We start from the raw sequence: 18,919 nt of genomic DNA on the forward strand, positions 1-18,919 counted from the left end.
GGGCTGGGCCGTGGCGCGAGAGGACTCCATGGGGACGGGCTGGTTGCACGGTGAATGCCAGCGCACTGTCTGGCGCGCGCATGTGCCGGTGATGGACGCGGAGGTGGCGGATGTCTTGCATTGCCCGCCTCCATTGCGGACGGCAGGTGCGCTCGCCGCCACGGTGATGGAGCTGCGCGAGGCGCCTGTCTCACGTTGAGACAAACCCCATGTCCCGGAATGAGATGACCCGAGGAGCAGACAGCGCGGAGGCACGAGCGGGAGGGCTCGCTCCGGTGGCCCCGGCCAGGCGGCGCCGTGTGCTCGTCGTCTTCGTCGATGCGCTGGGCCCGGACCAGCTGGAGTCCGCCGGAGGGCTGGGCGGGCTGCCGCACCGGGGACGCCTGCGCGGCATCCTCGGCTATTCGTGTGGTGCGCTGCCGACGCTCCTCACCGGAGCGCCGCCGGAGCGGCATGGGCGGATGTGCCTCTTCTCGCACGTGGAGCGCGGGGAGCAGGGCGTGCTGGCGCCGCTGAAGTGGCTGGGCTTGCTGCCGCGGCTGGTGCACGAGCGGGGCAGGCTGCGGCGGGCGGCGGCGCGGGTGCTGAAGAAGACGGCGGGGCTGACCGGGTACGTGGACCTGTACCGGGTGCCGCCGGAGTTGTTCCGCTGGCTCGACCTGCCGGAGCGGGAGGACCTGTTCAACGCCGAGCGCATCGGCGGGGTGGAGACCTTCCTCTCGGAGGCGAGGCGCGCGGGCCTGCGGGTGTTCGCGGCGCCATGGCAGTTGCCGGAGGAGGAGCGCTGGTCGCACACCTTCGCGGAGCTGCGGACGCGGCAGCCGGACCTGGCCTTCGCGTACGCCACCGAGCTGGATGGAGCGCTGCACCGGGCGGGCAACGGCAGCCACCCGGCGCGAGCGGCCGCGAAGCGAATCGCCGAGCGAATCGAGCGGGCCGTGGAGGCGATGCGCGGTGGGGGCGGCGAGGTGACGACGGTGGTGGTGGGAGACCACGGGATGGCGGACATCCGCGACGTGGTGGATCCGCGACGACTGCTCCAGGAGCTGCGGGGCATGCGGCTGTTCGTGGACAGCACGATGATGCGCTTCTGGGGAGATGCCCGGACGCTCGAGCGGGCGCGCGCGCGCGTCGCCGAGCACGGGCTGGAGGGAAGGTGGCTGGACGAGGAGGCGCTCGTGGAGCGGCGGGCGCCGGTGCGTGGCGCGCCCTTCGGGCAGGCGCTCTTCGTGCTGCGGGAGGGCGCCCTGTTCGCGCCCAGCTTCGTGGGAGGCGCGATGCGGGGGATGCACGGCTATGACGTGGACAGCCCGTCGGCGGACGCGGCCATCGCCTCGGATGCGCCGGTGCCCCAGGGCTGTGGCGCGCTGATGGACGTGGCCGGGTGGGTGCGCTCGCTGCTCGGGCTGGACGCAGCCCAGGCGGTCCAGGACGGGAGGAGCCCATGGGCCGGGGTTTGAGAATCGCATGGCTCAACGAGGCCGCCGCCCCCATCGGCGGCGCCGAGCGCTACGTGCGGGAGACGGCGCGGGAGCTGGGCGGGCGGGGCGTGGAGTCGATGCTCCTCTACGACGTGAGCGTCTCGCCGGACCCGCACCCGGTGATGCTGGAGCCCTTCGCGGGTGTCTTCCCCATCGTGGACCTGGCGCGGCAACTGCGGGAGCTGGCGCCGGACGTCGTCTACGTGCACCAGCTGTCGAGCCTGACGGCCCAGCGCGCGCTGCGGGACTCGCCCGCGCCGGTGGTGCGCTTCTTCCACGACCACCGGCTGTTCTGCCTCCGTGAGCACAAGTACACGACGCTGGGCAGGCAGACGTGCACGAAGACGGTGGGCGCGGCCTGCTACGCGTGCCTCGGCTTCGTGGGGCGCTCGCAGGAGTGGCCCGGGGTGAAGCTGGCCTCCATGGGGAGGCTGCGCGAGGAGCAGGAGCTGGCCCGGCGCCATCACGCCTTCGTGGTGGGCTCCCGGTACATGGCGGAGCACGTGGCGGCGCACGGCTTCGAGCGCGAGCGGATGCACGTCATCCCGCTGTACGCGCAGCTGCCTCCCGCGCCGTGGACGCCCGTGGCGCGCGAGGAGGACCTGCTCCTGTTCGCCGGGCAGCTGGCGACGGGCAAGGGCCTGGACGTGCTGTTCCAGGCGTTGGCGCGCACCAGGCAACCGTGCCGGCTGGTGGTGGTGGGCAAGGGCCGCCAGGAGGCGGAGCTGCGGGCGCTGGCGGATGCGCTGGGGCTGTCGGGCCGGGTGGCCTTCCTGGGCGCGATGCCACCCGAGGCGCTCTCCGCGCTGTACCGGCGCGCCGCGTGTGTCGTCTTCCCGAGCCGTGCGCCGGAGACCTCGGGCCTCGTGGGCATCGAGGCGCTGGGGCACGGCACGCCGGTCATCGCCAGCCGCGTGGGCGGCGTGGGCGAGTGGCTGACGGACGGCGAGACGGGCCTCGGCGTGCCGCCGAACGAGCCGGTGGCGCTCGCGGCGGCCATCGACCGGATGATGGCGGAGCCGGACCTGAGGAAGCGGATGGGGGAGAACGCGCTGAAGACGTACCAGGAGCGCTTCGTCCCCGGGCGCCATATGACGCGGTTGCTGGCGCTGCTGGAGTCGGTGGCGAGCGCGGGCCGGAGGGCGGCGTGATGGGCGGGCGCTTCACACTGAAGGGCTCGGCCGAGGTGGAGTCGCGAGTCGCCCGGGCGGTGAGCGAGGTGGCGGCCGTCATCCAGGGCTACGTGCCAGCGGGCGCGCTGCGGACGCTGGCCCTCATCGGCGGCTACGGGCGCGGCGAGGGCGGCGTGGAGAAGCGGGACGGTTTCGAGCGGCCCCACAACAACCTCGACTTCCTCCTGGTGCTGGAGCGGGCGCCGCGCGAAGGGCTGAAGGGGCAGCTGGACCTCGCGCTGGAGCCGCTGCGCGAGCAGCACGGGTTGGGGCTGGACCTGGGCCTCACGACGGTGCGGGCGCTGCGGCGGTCCCCGTGCCTGGTGATGTGGTACGACATGCGGTTCGGCCACAAGACGGTGGCGGGTGATGCGTCGTTCCTGCCGGGGCTGGTGCACTTCACGCGCGAGGGAATCCCACCGGACGACGTGCGGAACCTGGCGGTGAACCGGGGGACGCTGCTCGTCATCAACGAGGCGCTGCGGGACAGGGGCGCGCTGGACGAGGAGGCGCGGCGCACCATCCTCCGGCACACGGCGAAGGCCATCATCGGCTATGGCGACGCGCTGCTGTACTTCCGGGGGGCCTACGACTGGAGCTACGCGGAGAAGCGGCGGCGGATGGCCTGGCAACACGATGTGCCGGTGGCATTCCGCCAGCTGTACGACGCGGCGAGCGCGTTCCGCCTGGAGCCGGACTCCCCGGGCTTCGCCCCGCGCGAGCTGGAGCCGTGGATGGACGAGGTGCGGGCGAGGCTCGCGCAAGTGCACCTCGCGTGTGAGGCCGCGCGACTGTCGGTGGGCGGGTTGACGTGGTCCGGGTACGTCGAGCGGGCGCTGAGGCACTCGCTGGGGGAGGGCGGCTTCCAGCCGAAGGTATGGGCGCGGCGGGCACGGAACGCGGTGCGGTTCCGGCCGGAGGCCCCGCCGGAGCTGGGGCTCCGGGCGCGGCTGGGGCTGAGGCTCGGAGGGCCGCGCGGGGTGCTGGCGGCGGCGTTCCCGTTCGTGGCCTTCGACGTGGGCGAGCCCCCGGGCGCCGAGTTCGCGCGGCAGGTGCTGGGGGCGGCGAGCCGCTCGCCGGCGGACCTGCGGCGCGCCTACCTGCGCTACTGGGGAGCCTCCGGCGACCCCAACTTCGAGCACGTGGCCCGGAAGTTCGGCCTGAGCCTGCGAGACGGCCCATGAAGCGCAAGGTCACCGTCATCATGCGCTCGAAGGACTCGGCCTGGGTCATCGGCCAGGCGCTCGCGGGTCTGTTCTCGCAGGCGCGCAAGGGCTTCGAGCTGCTCGTCGTGGACTCGGGCTCCAGGGACGCGACGCTGGACATCGTCTCGCGCTTCCCATGCCGGCTCATCCGCATCGAGGCGGAGGCGTACTTCCCGGGCGCGGTGCTCAACAGGGCCATCCGCGAGGCCACGGGGGACGTCGTCGTCTTCCAGAACTCCGACGTGGTGCCCCTGACGCCGGAGGCGCTGGACCGGCTGCTGGCGCCCATCGAGAGCGGCCAGGCGGACGCGACCTTCGCCCGGCAGTTGCCGCGGCCGGAGGCGCACACGTGGGTGCGGCGGGACTACGCGGTGTCGTTCCCGGACAGGGGAGCGGCGCCGCCATGGATGACGTACTCGCTGCCGTTCGCGGCGATGACGCGCGAGGCCTGGCTGAAGCATCCGTTCTACGAGGACGCGTGGGGCTCCGAGGACTCGGAGTGGGGACACTGGGCGCGCAAGCACGGGCTCCGGGTTCGCTACGTGCCCGACGCGTGGGTGATGCACTCGCACAACTACACGCTGAAGCAACTCTACGGGCGCCGCTTCATCGAGGGCGAGGCGGACGCCTTCATCCTGGGGGCGCACGCGTCGGTGTTGGGGCTGGCCCGGAAGGTGGGGGCGGCATGGGCCCGGGATGCCGTCGCGCACCTCCAGGCGCGTGACGCAGCGGGCCTGGCGCTCTCATTCCCCCGGCGGCTCGTGTACCACTGGGCCTGGCTGAAGGGACACCAGTGGGGGGAGCAGCGCCTGCGCAGTGGGAACATGGACGCGAGCACCGGTCAGCAGGTGGTGCTGCGGCGGCAGTGAGCCTCCACCGCGCCGCGCAGCAGCCCCTCGAGGCAGCGGACGTAGGCGTCGAGGGAGGCGTGCTCCCTCACGATGTCGAGCGCTCGCCGGACGAGTGCCTCCTGGGCCACCGTGTCCAGGTGGAGGGCCGCCAGCGTTTCCGCGAAGGCTTCGCCGGTACACGCCTTCACCAGCAGGGACGCATCGTGCCGCTCGAGGAAGTCGCGGGCGCCGCCGCTGGGTGAGGCCGCCACCGGGAGCCCGCAGGCCATCGCCTCCAGGTACGTGAGGCCCTGGCCCTCGTGCTCCAGCGTCGAGGCGAACAGGAGCGCGTCCGCGTCCCGGTACAGCGTGGGCAGCTGCTCGCGGGGCATCCTGCCGGCCCACGTCACGCGCCCGTCCACGCGCAGCGCGCATGCCCGCTGCCGCAGCGCCGCGAGGTACGCCGGGTCATCCGCCGCGCCCGCCAGCGTGAGGGTGGCCCGCACGCCGCGCTGCTCCAGCGCCGCCAATGCGTCGATGGCCACGTCGGGGGCCTTGCTCGGGTGGAGCCGGCCGACGAAGAGCAACCGTGGCTCCGGGCGCATGGGCCGGAAGGGCCGGGGGGTGAAGAGCGAGAGGTCCACGCCCTGCGGCTGCACCACCCCGGAGTCCAGCGGCACGCCGACCGCGTGTGCCGTGCGCCGGACCGCGTCGGAGAGCCAGGCGACCGCGGCGGGCTCGATGCCGCTCCACGTCCGCGAGGGCACCAGGCGCTCGTCGAGCACGGCGCCCAGCCGGGCCCATGGCCGCGCGTCCTGTCCCACGCGGAACGCCACCGGCCAGTCATCATTCACGGTGATGACCGCGGGCACGCCGGCCTCCTGGAGCGCCCGCAGCGGCGCGAGCCCCAGCCTCCGCAGGCTCATGACCAGCACGGCGTCCGGCCTCCCGTGGACGCGCAGGTAGCGGCGCACCGCCGCGGCATTCACGGCACCCGCCACGACGTGACGGAGGCGATCCCTCCCGGCGGGCCGGCCGAAGCGACGTGCCAGGCGCAGCGTCCGCAGCACGTGTCCGGCCTCCGAGCCGTCGCCGGTAGTGAGGACGTCCACCGCATGGCCACGCCCCCGCAGTGCCTCCACCACGTCCTGCGCGAGCAGCTCGTAGCCGCCGAGGACGTCGGGGGGGTACAGGTTGGTGAGGACGGTGACTCTCACGGGCGGGCCCTTCCTCCGTGTCGGCGTGGCAGCGAGGACGTTGGCCGCCGTTCGCGGAGTGGATTCGCCGCGAGTCCTCACGGGGCGCGTTGCAGGCGGTGTGCCGCCTCGTCCCGCCGGAGACGCCCGGCGCCAGCGCGTGTGTCTCGCCTTGAGACGTCCCGGGAATGAGCCCGTGTTGAAATGAGTCAGCGGGCGGGCCGGGCATGGCTGGTCCGCAATTTGCCTGTTGTCCGCGCATATGACTGCCGTGGAGCGCTCCGGGCGGCGCGTGGTGCACGTCCTTCGCAAGTACGATCCTCGGGAGTGGGGCGGGACGGAGACGCACGTCGTGGAGGTGACGCGGCGGCTGGCGGAGCTGGGCTGGAAGCCGGAGGTGCACGCGCCGCGCGGTCCGGTGGAGCCGGATTGCGCGCTGGGCCCCCAGGTGCCGCTGGTGCGCTACCGGGCCTTCTGTCCCTTCATCGGTTCGGCCGGGAAGCGAAAGGCGCTCGTCGCCAACGCTGGCAATCTGGCCACCTTCGATGAGCTCCTCCGGCTCGCGGGGGACCGGGGCCTCGCGCTGGCGCACCTGCACACGGCGGGGCGCATTGGCGGAGCGGTGCGGACGGCCATGCGCCTCACGGGGCGCCCGTATGTCCTCTCGGTGCATGGCCCCCTGCTGGCGCGCAGGTCCTGGCTGGAGCAGGACACCGCGCGAAGACTGTCCGGGCTCATCGACGTGGGCCGGCCCATCGGGCTGCTGCTCGGTGCCCGGCGAGTCCTCCAGGACGCCGCGCGTGTCATCACCTTCAACGAGGAGGAGCGGCGCGCCCTGTCCGAGGTGGTCGGTGACCGGGCGGTGCGGCTCGACCAGGGCGTCAACCTGGAGCGGATGGCCTCGGGACGCGCGGACCGGGCGCGCGAGCGCTGGCCCCGGTTCGCCCGCTCGCGCCTGGTCACGCTGGTGGGGCGCATCTCTCCGCAGAAGAACCAGGTGCTGGCCGTCCGCGCCTTCGCGGTGGGAGCGCCCATGGACCACCACCTGGTGCTCGCGGGCGCGGTGGTGGACGCCGCGTACCACGCGCGGTTGCTGCGGGAAGTCCAGTCGCTGGGGCTCGGCGCGCGAGTCCATGTCATGGGCAACCTGGACGCGGCCAGCGAGGTTCCGGATCTGCTGGCCCTCTCCAGGCTGGTCCTGGTGCCCTCGGCGCACGAGGCCTTCGGACTGGCGGTGCTGGAGGCCTGGGCGGCCGGCCGCCCGGCGATGCTGGCGGTGCACTCGGGGCTGGCGGACCTCGCCGGGGCCATTGGCCCGGACGGACTCAGCGTGCCGACGCTGGAGGTGGAGGACTGGGCCGCGGCGCTGCGCCAGGCACTCGCCAGCCCGGAGCGACTGGAGGTGGCCGCGCGCGCGGGAGCGGAGCTGGTGCGCAGACGCTTCAGCTGGGGCGCGGTGGCCCGCGGGCTCGAGGCGCTCTACCAGGCGGTCCTCGACGGGGGAGGGCGGCGGTGATGGACGGGACTCCGGTACGGCGGATGCTCCGCCACTTGCAGCGGCTGGCGCTGGGACGGCGGGCGCGCTCGCTCGACGAGGACGAGCTCCGGCGTCCGGCGATGGTGTTCGCGCCGCACCCGGATGACGAGACGCTGGGCTGCGGGGGCGCCATCCTCCAGAAGCGGCGCGCGGGGGCTGCGGTGAGGATTGCCATCCTGACGGACGGCTCCGGCTCGCACACGCACCTGATGGCGCGTGACGAGCTGAAAGCCATCCGGACCCGGGAGGCGCTGGGGGCGGCGAAGGTGCTGGGCGTGGAGGAAGAGGGCGTCTTCCTGCTGGGCTTTCCCGACGCCGCGCTGGACTCGCACCGCGAGGCGGCCGTGGCCAGGGTGGTGGAGCTGCTGCTGCGGCACCGGCCAGAGCAGCTCTTCGTCCCATACGCCCGGGGCGAGCACCCGGACCACGTGAGCACGAACCACATCGTGCATGAAGCGGTGGCCCGGGCGGGGCTGCCCGTCACGGTGCTCGAGTACGCGGTGTGGGCGTGGCGGCACTGGCCCATGGTGGGCTTCGGACGGACGCGGCGGCAGCGGCGGTCGGTGCTGGCGGGGACGGTGTCCACGCGACTGGGGCTGCGGATGTTCCAGGAGTTCCGGACGAAGGTGCCCATCCGCGACGTGGTGGGGCAGAAGCGCGCCGCGCTGGCGCTGCACGCCTCGCAGATGGAGCGGCGCAACGCGGAGCCGCGCTGGCACACGCTGGAGGACGTGGACGGGGGCGAGTTCCTTCCGTGCTTCTTCGAGGACTTCGAGCTCTACCGTCGCATCGACGTCGCGGCGCGCTGATGGAGACGAAGTCCCTCATCTTCCTGGGCCTGTGCTCGGTGGTGATTCCCGGGGGAATCCTCGCCGTGGGCCGGTGGCCGCGCCTGAAGCACCTCTGCGCGGGCCTGCTCATCTGGGGCACCACCCATTACTCGGCGCGGACCATCCACTTCTTCAGCCGCGAGTGGTACCGCGGCACCACCCGGGGCTTCGAGTTCTGCTGGCTCGACTTCCTGTGGATCTTCCTGCTCGTGGATGAGCTGCGGCGGCGCAGGCCGGGCCAGCGGCTCGGGCTGCCCTACGGGCTGGTCAGCATGGGGGTGTTCTTCGCGTACAACGCGGTGAACGTCCTCCTCTCCGAGCCCCAGCTGTTCGGCCTGTTCGAGCTGTCGAAGATGCTCCGCGGCCTGATGGTGTACGTGACGATGGCGTACTACGTGAAGAACGAGCGGGACCTTCGCCGCATCGTCACGGCGCTGGCGGTCGCCATCATCTACGAGTGGTTCTGGGCGATGCACTCCCGTGTCGCGCTGGGGCACTCGCGGGCGGATGGGACGCTGTTCCACCCGAACACGCTGTCCATGTTCAACCTCATCGCCATCCCGGTGTTGCTCGCGGTCGCGCTCTCGGACGAGGAGACACGCCTCAAGCGCCTGTGCGGTGTGGCCGCGTTCCTGGGCTCCGTCTCGGTGCTCTGCACCGTGTCGCGCGCGGGACTGGTCTCGCTCGGGCTGCTCCTGGTGGCGGTGGCCTTGACCTGCGGGGCGCTGAAGCCGACCCCGAAGACGCTCGCGGTGGCGTGCGCGCTGCTGCTCGCGGCGATTCCCCTGGGCATCAAGCTGGCCCCGTCCTTCCAGGCCCGCTTCGAATCAGAGGGCGGACTGTCCAGGGAGTTCGAGGGGAGGGCGCACGAAGGGCGCGGCGTGTATGTCCGCCTCGCCGGGTTGATGCGCGAGGACCACTTCTTCGGCGTCGGGCTGAACAACTGGTCCTACTGGGTGTCGAACGAGTACGGCAGGATGATTGGGTTGGGCTACATCCCATATACGGGCACCGACGAGGCACCGCCGGACGGGCCCATCCGGGCGGGCTCGAACGTGGACGCGGCGCAGGCCCCGCCGGGGCACAGCCTGTTTCTCATCACGCTTGGAGAGACAGGCTGGCCCGGCGTCTTCCTCTTCGCCCTCGTCTGGCTGCGCTGGTTCAAGATGGGAGCGAGCTTCTTCTTCAAACGCTCGCCCGCGTTGCGCTCACGCTTTGGGATTGGCGTCTTCTTTGGCCTGCTGGGAGCCTTCGCCCAGAGCTTCTCGGAGTGGGAGTACCGGCAGACACCACTGTTCTTCCTGCTTCACATCCTGCTCGGGGCGCTGGCGGCCGTGTACCCGGCCCGTCCCTCGGTGACGACGAGGCGGGCCTCCTCGGCGTGACGTTGAGTCTCCGGCCCGCGTCGACTGAGCGCTCCTATTGAATACACGGACAGCAACCGTGAGCAGGTCCAGCGGTACGGTGCGAGACTTCTGGTGGGTTGCCAGAGCCCCAATCCCTCTTCTGTGAAGCGGGCTGAAGACATCCGGCGTTGAAGTCTGGCGTCAGCCCTCCGCGCCGCCCAGTCCCTGCGCCCCCTCTCGCATGCATGCACGATTCACATAGACGCGAAACGCACCCCGCGCGCGCTCCGGCAGCCCCGCGCTCAAGTCCAGGGCGCGCAGCGCGATGTCCCGCTCCATTTGATCGAGCCGGGGGTCTTCATGCTCCTCCGGGCCGAAGACGAAGGCGCAGTGCTCGCCGGCCGTGATGCTGGCCATGAGCGTCTCCGGCTGGAGGTCCGTGTAGAAGGAACGCCAGTAGCGCCCGTTGCGGAAGAGGTAGAGCTGAAGAACCTTGTACTGAGGCGAGATGAAGCTCTCGCGCCCGGGCGGCAGGGACTGCATATAGGGGCGAAGAAGCTCCGAGATCTCCTTGTATGGTGGCTGTGGTGTCGTGAGCTCGTACGCCCCGAAGCCGGCCAGCGAGAGCGCGGAGAGGCCACCGATGAGGGCCGTCGCCCGCGCGCGCTCGAGGCGCGCCGCCGCATACGCCAGGAGCCAGGCGCCCCCTACCCCGAGCGCGTGCGCGCCGACGTAGGCGGGCGTGAGGTCATCGCGCTTGAGCCCCCTGGCATGGGCCACCCCGACGAGGAGCACTGCCGCGCTCGAGAAGAGGCCCGCCACCAGGAGGGCTCGACGGTCCACGGTCCCCTGGGGCGCGGGGGTGCCCTCCCCGGCAAAGAGCGCCGAGGCGGCGAACCCGGCCAGGGCATAGAGGAACGGCAGGAGGCCCAGGATGTAGAGCGACTCCTTGATGGCGGGGAGCGAGAGGAGAACCAGGCTCGCGAGCCCCAAGCCGATAGCGCCGAAGAGCCCGGCCGCGGTCGGCGCACGCCGCTTCAAGGCGGGGAGCGCAGCCACGAGGAGGGGGGCGAGGAAGAAGTGCTCCCGGTAGAGGATCGCCGGGTAGTACCAGAAGGGATGAGCCCATTCCGGGGGCACGCCCGCCCCTGCCAGCTTCGACCCACCGATGCCCTGCCCCACGAATGGAGCGAAGTAGACCTGGGTGAGCCAGAGGGAGACATCCGTGGGGGACCGCAGGGCGACGAAGGCGAGGTGGAGGGACGCCGTCGCAAGAAAGCCGGCGATGATGAGGGCGACAGGCACCACCGCCAGCTGACGCCGCTGGAGACGCACGGTGGCAAGGAGACCCAGCGAAGCCAGCACGAAGGGGGTGACGAGCCACAGCTTCGTCAAGAAGCCAAGGCCGAGGCAGGCGCCCCCCAGCAGGGAGTGCCACCTCCTCCCGGAGAGCTCCCCTCGTGCAATCCAGTACGTGCCTGCCATGCCCCACGCCACGAGGACGGGCTCGAGCTCCATCAGCCGGAATTGCCACAGGACGGTGGGCGAGAGTGCGAGCAGGAGCGTCGTCAGGAGCGCCGCGCGACGCTCCCACAGGGCGACGAGCCGGTAGGTAAAGAGGAGGGTCGCGGCCAGCGCCACGAATGAGACGAGCCCCATGGCTTCGGGCCGGCCGCCCAAGGGGCAGCCTCCGAGCGCGAGGAGCACCGAATGAAATGGCGTGTTGCCGATGCCCGGCAGATCATGACCGACCCAATCCTCCGAGCCGCCGGGGAGGTACGAGGGCCGCACCGCGAGCGCCAGCGAATGGCACATATTGAGGGCCATCGTGCCATTGACGCCCTCGTCACCGGTCTCGATGCGCTTGAAGACGACGCCGCGCGCAAAGGCCAGGGCGAGGGAGGCAATGACCACCGCACGGACGACGACGAGCAGGCGCTCTCCGTCATCACGCCGTGGCCCACGAGCAAGCCTCATGTCTTCCAGGCCCCCGTCAGATGGGCGCGAGCGTAGAGCCAGTCCTTGCGCTCCCCCACCCGCGCGGTGGGGTCGAGGTGGACCTTCAGAATCCTGCCGAGCAGTCCCAGGGTCCGCAGCAGCGGCTCCTTGGCCTTGTCCCGATGCATCAGCAGGCGCCGGCTGTCTCCCACCACCTCCCGGAGATTGACGGCCCAGCCCATGTTGACGTGGGTGAGGAGCTCGACCTCGAAGCCCGTCTTCCGGAGCAGCCGTCGCATCGTGGCTTCCGCGAAGAAGTACAGGTGGCGCGGGACGTCGGTGGCGCCGCTCACCGGCAGGAGCTCGCGGAACTTCGCCCCGTCTGCATTGGGGACGAGGAGCTCCATCCTGCCGCCTGGAGCGAGCTTGCGCCCCACGGCCAGCATCATCTCGGTGGGTGAGGACGTGTGCTCCAGGACGTGGGAGAGCCGAACCCGATCGAAGTAGCCGTCCGGCAGCTCGCTGAACTCCCGCACGGCGCGCAGCCCATGGGCCCGCGCCGCCTCGACCGCCCGCGCATCCGCGTCCAACCCCCACACCTCGTGGCCCTCGAGCTGCTGCTGGAAGAGCCACGCTCCGGAACCACACCCGACGTCCAGGAGCTTCTCGGGTCGCTCGACCCGGGCCCGCCCCTCCTCGGCAGTCCTCGTGCCATGCGGCTGGAAGCTGTAGTAGCCGTCCGTGTAGTAGTCCGTGGCGGCGCTCACCCGGCGCATGTCGGTGAAGATGCAGCCGCAGCCGCGACACTGCCGAAGCTCGTACGGCTGGTCATCCGAGCGCAGCGCGACATTGTAGGTGATACACAGGAGCTGGGAGTCGGTACCGCCACAGAGGTCACAAGGTTTCATCGGGTTGGCTCCTACGGCTCTGCGCATGCCAGGGGCCCCGCGGCGACTGGCCATGCAGCGAGCCCTTCACCGGGCACAGCTCCTCGGCGAGCGTCCTCAACACCTGGGCGCCGGCCCGGTCCGTGAAGCGCTCCTGGGCGAAGCGCAGGGCCTCGGTGGCTACCCGCAGCCGCTCCGCGGAGTCGTCCAGGATGGAGCGCAGGGTGCGCCGCCACGCCTCCACGTCTCCCATCGAGACGAACCAGCCGTTCTCGCCGTGACGGATGTAGTCCTCGGTCCCGATGCACCGGGTCGCGACCACCGGGACCGCGAGCGCCATGGCCTGTATCAACGTCATCTGCCCGCTCGCCGTTTCGCGGTTGCTGACGGGGATGGCCACGAGCTCAGCCTCCGCGATGATGCGCAGGTAGTCCTGCTGGGGGATGCTGGTGAGGACCTTGACGTTGGAGGGGACGGGGCCCGCCGGGAGCGCATGGGGGTGCGCCACCACGACGAGCTGGACGGGCAGGCCCTCCACGGCCCGGAAGAGAGTGGCGTAGTCGCGGCCCGACGAGCCGAGCGCGGCGAGGTAGCGCGGCGCCAGCCCGAAGCGCTCACGCGCCCCGCGGAAGTCCTCCGCCTTCAGCTCCGCTCCCGTCAGGTGCGTGAACTGGAAGCGGGACCGCGGCAGGGCGAAGACCCGTGCGTACACCGAGCGCTCGTGCTCCGTGTAGACGATGAACCGTTGGACGCACAGGTAGGCGAGCCGCGACAGCCACTTGCGCGGCCCCCGGTACTCGTGGCCGCAGTTGAAGTACCAGATGACGTGCGGGGTGCGCGCGAAGCTCAGCAGGTTCACCAGCCCTACGGTGAAGCCCGTTTGCGGAAAGGCCGTGACGATGAGGTCCTGCGGATGCCGGGCCAGATGCCGTCGGGCCTTCAAGGCCAGCCGGAAGAGCTGCCACCACTTCCTGCCGGGCGTGCGCTTCCGGGTCGAGTCGACCGGCTCCTCCAGGCCCACGTAGTCGCACTCGAAGCGCTCCGGCGGGAGGAACTCGCCCAGCCACCGTCGCTCCTCGCGCAGGAACCAGGCGACGAAGAGGACCCTCACCTTCGCGGGATTCCTCGCGCCGTCCTGGAAGGGGCTCATGGAAGAAGGCACGAGCCGGACAAAGCAAGTGCCGTTCCAGCCAGCGGAAGTGGTGTCCAGGCGCTCGACTTCTGCTTTTCCGTTTCAGAGACAGCCTGACGTCCCGGGATGAGACAGCAGAGACAGGAAAGCGGCGGTGAGACCGGGGAGCGTGGAGCACGATACCTGCATACAGAGGCTGGCCCCGCCGAGGACTCCGTACCGCCATGCTCGCTCTCTTTGACGTACCCACGGAAACCGGGGCCCCGAGCCCGCGGGTGCCGCTCGTGGCGGACCTGGATGGGCCGCGGGTCCACATGGACAATCTGACCGCTCCTTCGGAAGACGCGGGCAGCAGGAAGCACATGGGCACAGGCGAATGCGAGACCCGATGATTCGCAGGGCGCTCTCCGAGGAGCTGTTCTTTGTCCGCGGCGTCAGCCTGCTGCTCGTGGTGCTCGTTCATGTGATTGGCGTGGAGGCCTTCCATGGAGTGCGCAAGCTGTTCACTCCGGAGCGCGAGGATCTACGGTTCGCCGCAGGGGTCATCCACAGCTTCAACATGGCGGTGATGCTCATCAACTCGGGAGCGGCGGTGTCGCTCTTCGGGGGGCCGGACACCTCCTTCCGGGAGTTTGTACACAGGAAGCTGCACAGGCTCGTCGTCCCCATGTTGGTGTGGGCCCCCGTCTTCCTCTATGTCCAGGAACTCTCCCGGGCGAGACCGCAGACTCTCGGAGGCTGGCTGGCGCTGCTGGGCCAGTTCCCTGCTGCCTGGTTCCCTCCGTACGCCATCTTCTGGTTCGTTCACGCGCTGGTGGGCTGTACATGCCTGGCATGGGCGTACAGGCGCCTCGCGCCGGCCCTGGGCAGATGGGAGGGGCTCGGATACCTGGGGTTGTCCGTGGTGCTGTATGGCGCCGTCGAGGCCTGGAGCTCTCCCATGGCTGGGATGAGGTACCTCCGCTTCATCCTTTTCTGGAACTGCCTCTTCGGCCTGGGAATGAGCCTGTCACCCTGGCTGGCGCTGGCGCACCATCGGCTGTCCCGGCTGCCGCTGGCACTCCAGGGACTGCTGCCAGCAGGGCTCCTGGGGCTACTGGTTTCGCTCTACGCCTCAGGTCTGGATGAGGAGCTTCTTGATCTGCGTCTGATCAATGGGCCGCTGGGCTTCTGCATGCAGTTCACCCTGGCCGTCTTCCTCCTGGGTGTGGCTCGGAGGTCGGGCGCCGGGCGGAAGGGGTTGGCGAGCCGGGTCGTCTACCTGGGCTCGATCAGCATGCCCCTCTACCTCTTCCACATCTACTTCGTGTCCGGGCTGAGGCTGGCTTTGGGGAAGGTGCTGCCAGAAGCGCCGCTCGCGCTGCACCTGGCGCTGGGCTCGCTCGTAGGACTGATGGGGCCCTTGGGCCTCTACCTCGTCCTCGAGCGAAATCGCGCCTTCCGTTGGAGCATCGGCATGCCCGGTGTTCCTCCAGACACGCTCGGGGCTTCTTGTCCAGGGGAGCCTCACCCGTCAGGACCGAGATAGTCGCGACCGGATTGCACTTTTGACGCCTTGTCAGCCTGAGACTCGAACTGCTCGCGTCAGCTACTCGGTAACGGCCACCTCGGTGATTGCGCGTGGCCCTGGGGCCACTGGGGCTGCTCCGACCCATCTCTTGTACAGAGCCTCCCGAGCCGTGAGGGGCGATAGGACCGCGACGCCAACAGGGGGCTCGCGACAGGCCCGCAAGTACGACCTTGCTTGGCGTGTGCCCGGCGACCAGCAGATTTCCTGCATCATTTTCAGCCTCGTCGGCTCCTCCCTTTAACCCCATCAAGGGAGCGGCATGTCGTGCCCAATGGTTTCCCGTCCCATTCTTGCGGTCGCGGCCCTCGCGGTGCCAGGTGGCTGCGCGGGTGGAGACTCCCTTCATGCTTCTCCATGACGGCCTCCCTGTCTGGCGCCGGGAAGTCTCACGTCAGGCAGCGCCCGTCACGACGGGCACGGCGAGCTCTTACGCTGGAACAGCCGCGAGAATGCGGTGGGTCAAGCCTCGGCTGTTCTCCGTGGAGGCGGCGGGCTCGAACGCGGCGCCTCCCGCGTGGGAGTTGGCACCCACTGCGGCAGCCCACCCCGGGCAGTGCCATGAGGCGGCGGGGGCGTGCAGCGACGGAAGGTTGTAGGCCGCGAGCGTGCTCGACGCAGGCACTCGAATGAGCTGGCTGCAGAGCAAGATGATTGTGTTTTTCACGTCGAGCACGGAGGGGCGTAGCGACAGCCTCCGTTCATCCATTCATGAGGATGTCATGCGCGCGATGAGGGGAAGCAGGGCCCTGCTGTTGGGATTGGTCTGTGTGGCCGTGGGCTGTAGCAGCAAGCCGCCGGAGGAGACGACGGTGGCCAGCCAGGCTGCGCCCCTGGTGGCGGTGGGATGGGAGGCCACGAGCGCCATGGCGGAGGCGCGCAAGTACCACGCGGGCGTGGCGCTGACTTCGGGCAAGGTGCTGGTGCTGGGCGGCTACAACTCCAGCGGCTACTTGTCCTCCGCGACCATCTTTGACCCTGCGACGGGCACCTGGACGGCGGCGGCCCCCATGCCGGAAGCCCGGCAGGTACTCACCGCGACGCGGCTGTCTTCAGGCAAGGTGCTGGTCGCGGGCGGTGAGAATGCCGCCGGCCGCCTGGCGTCCACGGCCGTCTATGACCCGGCCACCAACACATGGGCCTCGGCGGGCAGCTTCGCCTCCGCAGTGGCGCGCGACTCCTTGACGGCGACGCTGCTGCCTTCGGGCCAGGTGCTGGTGGCGGGCGGTGGAAACGGCTCGGGTCCGCAGAACAAGGTGGATGTGTATGACCCGGCTTCCGGCGCCTGGAGCGTGGGCGCGAGCCTGGGCATGGCGCGACGCAACCATACGGCGACATTGCTGCCCTCGGGCCAGGTGCTGGTGGTGGGTGGGAGGTCCAACACCAGCCTGGCGACGGCGGAGGTGTACACGCCGTCGAGCAATACCTGGACGACGACGGGAAGCCTGGCCACCGCACGCCACAACCACACAGCGACGCTGCTGCCCTCGGGCAAGGTGCTGGTGGTGGGCGGCCGCAACAGCGCCGGGCTGGTGGCGACCGCGGAGGAGTATGACCCGAGCACGGGGCTGTGGAGCGCGGCGGGCACGCTGGGCACCGCGCGGGAGCTGCACACGGCGACGCGGCTGAGCACGGGGAAGGTGCTGGTGGCCGGAGGGATGTATGGGAGTGCGGCGACAAACGCGCTGGGCAGCGCGGAGGTGTACGACTCGGGCACCGGGCAGTGGAGCACGGCGACGCCCATGGCCGGCGCCCGGTACGTGCACGTGGCGGTGGCGCTGGAGGGAAAGGTGCTGGTGGTGGGAGGCATCGGCACCAGCGGTGCGAGCCTGAAGACGGCGGAGGTGTACGCGTATGACGCGTGCGCCGGGGTGAGCTGCAACAGCGCGCCCGGCTCCTGCTACGAGGCGGCCGGGACGTGCAGCAATGGGGCCTGCAGCTACGCGCCGAAGGCTTCCGGCGTGGCGTGCGATGACGGGAATGCGTGCACCGGGGCCGACGCGTGCGACGGCGCGGGCGTTTGCGCGGGCAGTGCCACCAGCTGCAGCAACCCTCCCGGGCAGTGCTACGAGGCGGCGGGCGCGTGCAGCGACGGCAACTGCACCTACGCGTACAAGGCGGCGGGTGCCGGGTGTGATGACGGGGATGCGTGCACGGTGGGAGAGACGTGCAACGGGGCCGGCGGGTGCGCGGGGACGCCGCTGAGCTGCACCAGCCCGCCCGGGCAGTGCTACCAGGCGGCGGGGACGTGCAGCGAGGGGGCGTGCTCCTATGCGCCGCAGCCCGCGGGCACCGCCTGCAATGATGGCAATGCCGGCACCATCAACGACGTGTGCAGCGGGACGGGCGTGTGCGCGGGAGTCCCGGCCTGCACGACGCCACCGAGCGCCTGCCACGACTCCCCGGGAACGTACGCCAACGGGGCCTGCACCTACCCCTTCAAGGGCGCTGGCACCGTCTGCGATGACGGCAGTGCCTGCACGACGGGGGACGTGTGCAACGGTACGGGAGCATGTGGAGGGGCGCCGGTGGTGTGCAACAGCCCTCCAACCTCCTGCTACGGCTCGGCCGGCGTGTGCAGCAATGGCACTTGCAACTATACGCCCCAGCCCTCGGGCGTCGCATGTGCCAGTGACAGCGACGCCTGCACCCAGGACGTGTGCAATGGAGCCGGAGCGTGCACTCACCCACTGGTGCCCTCTGGCACCTCGTGCGGCGCGGGGTTGGTGTGCAACAGCGCGGGCCAGTGTCTGAACGGGTGCTGGATTGAAGGGGCGTACTACGCGGCCGGAGCAACCAACCCGAGCGGGGATTGCCAGCAGTGCAACCCGAGCGTTTCGACGAGCAACTGGAGCTTCAAGCCGGCCACGACGGAGTGCCGGGCCGCAAGTGGACCGTGCGATGTGGCGGAGCTCTGCACCGGGACGGGAGCGAGCTGTCCCGCGAACGCCTTCAAGGCCTCGGGCACGGGGTGTACGAGCGACAGCAACGCCTGCACCCAGGACGTATGCAATGCGACGGGGACCTGTAGCCACCCGCCGGTGGCGACTGGCACCTCGTGCGGCTCGGGCCAGCTGTGTAATACGGCGGGCCAATGCCAGAGCGCATGCTGGATTGCAGGTGTGTACTATTCGGCGGGAGCCACCAATCCCACCACAGCATGCCAGGAGTGCAATCCCAGCCTCTCGGTGTCTCAATGGAGCAGCAAGCCTGTTGGCACCACCTGCAGCCCCACCTCCTACGGCAATTGGGGGGGGTGTAATGGCGATTATATGTGTGATGAATCGGGGCGCCAGTCGCGCACGGTCACGACATATGCATGCACCAGCGGTGGGACATGTGCCAGCTCCAGCTCGAGTCAAACGCAGAACTGCCAGCTCTACACGGACGGCCAGGATTGCGGCTATGACGAAGGTTGCGGCTCGTGCGGTGGCTTCGATGGCACCTGTGGTGAAACGGGCACGCAGTCATGCTCCTGGACGTCTTACTCATGTTCCAACGGAGCTTGCCAGGAGTCGGGCGGAGGCTCCTGGACGGAGAGCTGCTCACGCGACACGGACGGCATTGTCTGCGGCACCTACAGGGGCTGCAGTGGTTTGGATTGCTTCCCCGTGGACCAATGTTCCGAGGGGGGATGGAAACCGTGCGGTGTGGTTGAGCTCGAGTGCGGGGGAGGAGATTGTCACATGCTTGGGGACTTCCTCGAATCCTACAGGGAGTACTGCCCGTACACACCGCCTGGGCCTCCCACCTGCCCCGCCCCCTAGCACGGGGAGCTGGAACAGCTGCTGTATGACT

General features: G+C 70.3%; 13 protein-coding genes. 9 read left to right on the top strand and 4 right to left on the bottom strand.

All coding sequences use genetic code 11. The annotated features are described in order from the left end of the window. Positions 1-209: 209 nt before the first annotated feature. The 4 genes from ACX9TP_RS22800 to ACX9TP_RS22815 are packed head-to-tail and all read left to right on the top strand — an operon-like array spanning position 210 to position 4,727. On the top strand, positions 210-1,460 hold the full coding sequence (locus ACX9TP_RS22800; RefSeq protein WP_482981843.1) for an alkaline phosphatase family protein: 1,251 nt from the start codon (positions 210-212) through the stop codon (positions 1,458-1,460). Continuing rightward, positions 1,457-2,632, top strand: a complete 1,176-nt coding sequence (locus ACX9TP_RS22805; RefSeq protein ID WP_482981844.1) for a glycosyltransferase family 4 protein — start codon at positions 1,457-1,459, stop codon at positions 2,630-2,632. The genes ACX9TP_RS22800 and ACX9TP_RS22805 overlap by 4 nt, the downstream gene beginning before the upstream one ends. Then, entirely contained in the window at positions 2,632-3,837 is a 1,206-nt protein-coding gene (locus ACX9TP_RS22810; RefSeq protein ID WP_482981845.1) for a hypothetical protein, read from the top strand. The genes ACX9TP_RS22805 and ACX9TP_RS22810 overlap by 1 nt, the downstream gene beginning before the upstream one ends. Further along, positions 3,834-4,727, top strand: coding sequence for a glycosyltransferase family 2 protein (locus ACX9TP_RS22815; RefSeq protein WP_482981846.1), 894 nt, complete (start codon positions 3,834-3,836; stop codon positions 4,725-4,727). Before ACX9TP_RS22810 ends, ACX9TP_RS22815 begins: the two co-directional genes overlap by 4 nt. Here ACX9TP_RS22815 and ACX9TP_RS22820 read toward each other — a convergent pair. Then, positions 4,700-5,905, bottom strand: coding sequence for a glycosyltransferase family 4 protein (locus ACX9TP_RS22820; RefSeq protein WP_482981847.1), 1,206 nt, complete (start codon positions 5,903-5,905; stop codon positions 4,700-4,702). The genes ACX9TP_RS22815 and ACX9TP_RS22820 overlap by 28 nt on opposite strands. Before the next feature lie 271 nt (positions 5,906-6,176). Here ACX9TP_RS22820 and ACX9TP_RS22825 point away from each other — a divergent pair, with 271 nt between their 5' ends. The 3 genes from ACX9TP_RS22825 to ACX9TP_RS22835 are packed head-to-tail and all read left to right on the top strand — an operon-like array spanning position 6,177 to position 9,636. Next, positions 6,177-7,400 (top strand): glycosyltransferase family 4 protein, encoded by a 1,224-nt coding sequence (locus tag ACX9TP_RS22825; RefSeq protein ID WP_482981848.1) that lies wholly within the window; start codon positions 6,177-6,179, stop codon positions 7,398-7,400. A gap of 23 nt (positions 7,401-7,423) precedes the next feature. Continuing rightward, a complete protein-coding gene (locus tag ACX9TP_RS22830) occupies positions 7,424-8,230 on the top strand; it encodes a PIG-L deacetylase family protein (RefSeq protein WP_482981849.1) in 807 nt (268 codons plus the stop codon). Then, positions 8,230-9,636 (top strand): O-antigen ligase family protein, encoded by a 1,407-nt coding sequence (locus tag ACX9TP_RS22835; RefSeq protein WP_482981850.1) that lies wholly within the window; start codon positions 8,230-8,232, stop codon positions 9,634-9,636. The genes ACX9TP_RS22830 and ACX9TP_RS22835 overlap by 1 nt, the downstream gene beginning before the upstream one ends. A 162-nt stretch (positions 9,637-9,798) precedes the next feature. Here the strand turns inward: ACX9TP_RS22835 and ACX9TP_RS22840 are convergent, their stop codons facing one another. The 3 genes from ACX9TP_RS22840 to ACX9TP_RS22850 are packed head-to-tail and all read right to left on the bottom strand — an operon-like array spanning position 9,799 to position 13,572. Beyond that, complete coding sequence (locus tag ACX9TP_RS22840; protein WP_482981851.1) at positions 9,799-11,574, bottom strand: glycosyltransferase family 39 protein; 1,776 nt, start codon at positions 11,572-11,574, stop codon at positions 9,799-9,801. After that, positions 11,571-12,443 (bottom strand): class I SAM-dependent methyltransferase, encoded by an 873-nt coding sequence (locus ACX9TP_RS22845; protein ID WP_482981852.1) that lies wholly within the window; start codon positions 12,441-12,443, stop codon positions 11,571-11,573. Before ACX9TP_RS22845 ends, ACX9TP_RS22840 begins: the two co-directional genes overlap by 4 nt. Continuing rightward, positions 12,430-13,572: a glycosyltransferase family 4 protein gene (locus tag ACX9TP_RS22850; RefSeq protein ID WP_482981853.1), complete on the bottom strand. Its 1,143-nt coding sequence runs from the start codon at positions 13,570-13,572 to the stop codon at positions 12,430-12,432. Before ACX9TP_RS22850 ends, ACX9TP_RS22845 begins: the two co-directional genes overlap by 14 nt. Positions 13,573-13,942: 370 nt before the next feature. On the opposite strand from ACX9TP_RS22850, the gene ACX9TP_RS22855 reads away from it, so the two are divergent. Next, positions 13,943-15,082: an acyltransferase family protein gene (locus ACX9TP_RS22855; RefSeq protein ID WP_482981854.1), complete on the top strand. Its 1,140-nt coding sequence runs from the start codon at positions 13,943-13,945 to the stop codon at positions 15,080-15,082. Between the two features lie 761 nt (positions 15,083-15,843). Beyond that, entirely contained in the window at positions 15,844-18,888 is a 3,045-nt protein-coding gene (locus tag ACX9TP_RS22860) for a Kelch repeat-containing protein (RefSeq protein ID WP_482981855.1), read from the top strand. Positions 18,889-18,919: the final 31 nt, after the last annotated feature.

This window comes from Pyxidicoccus sp. M15, from assembly GCF_056858435.1.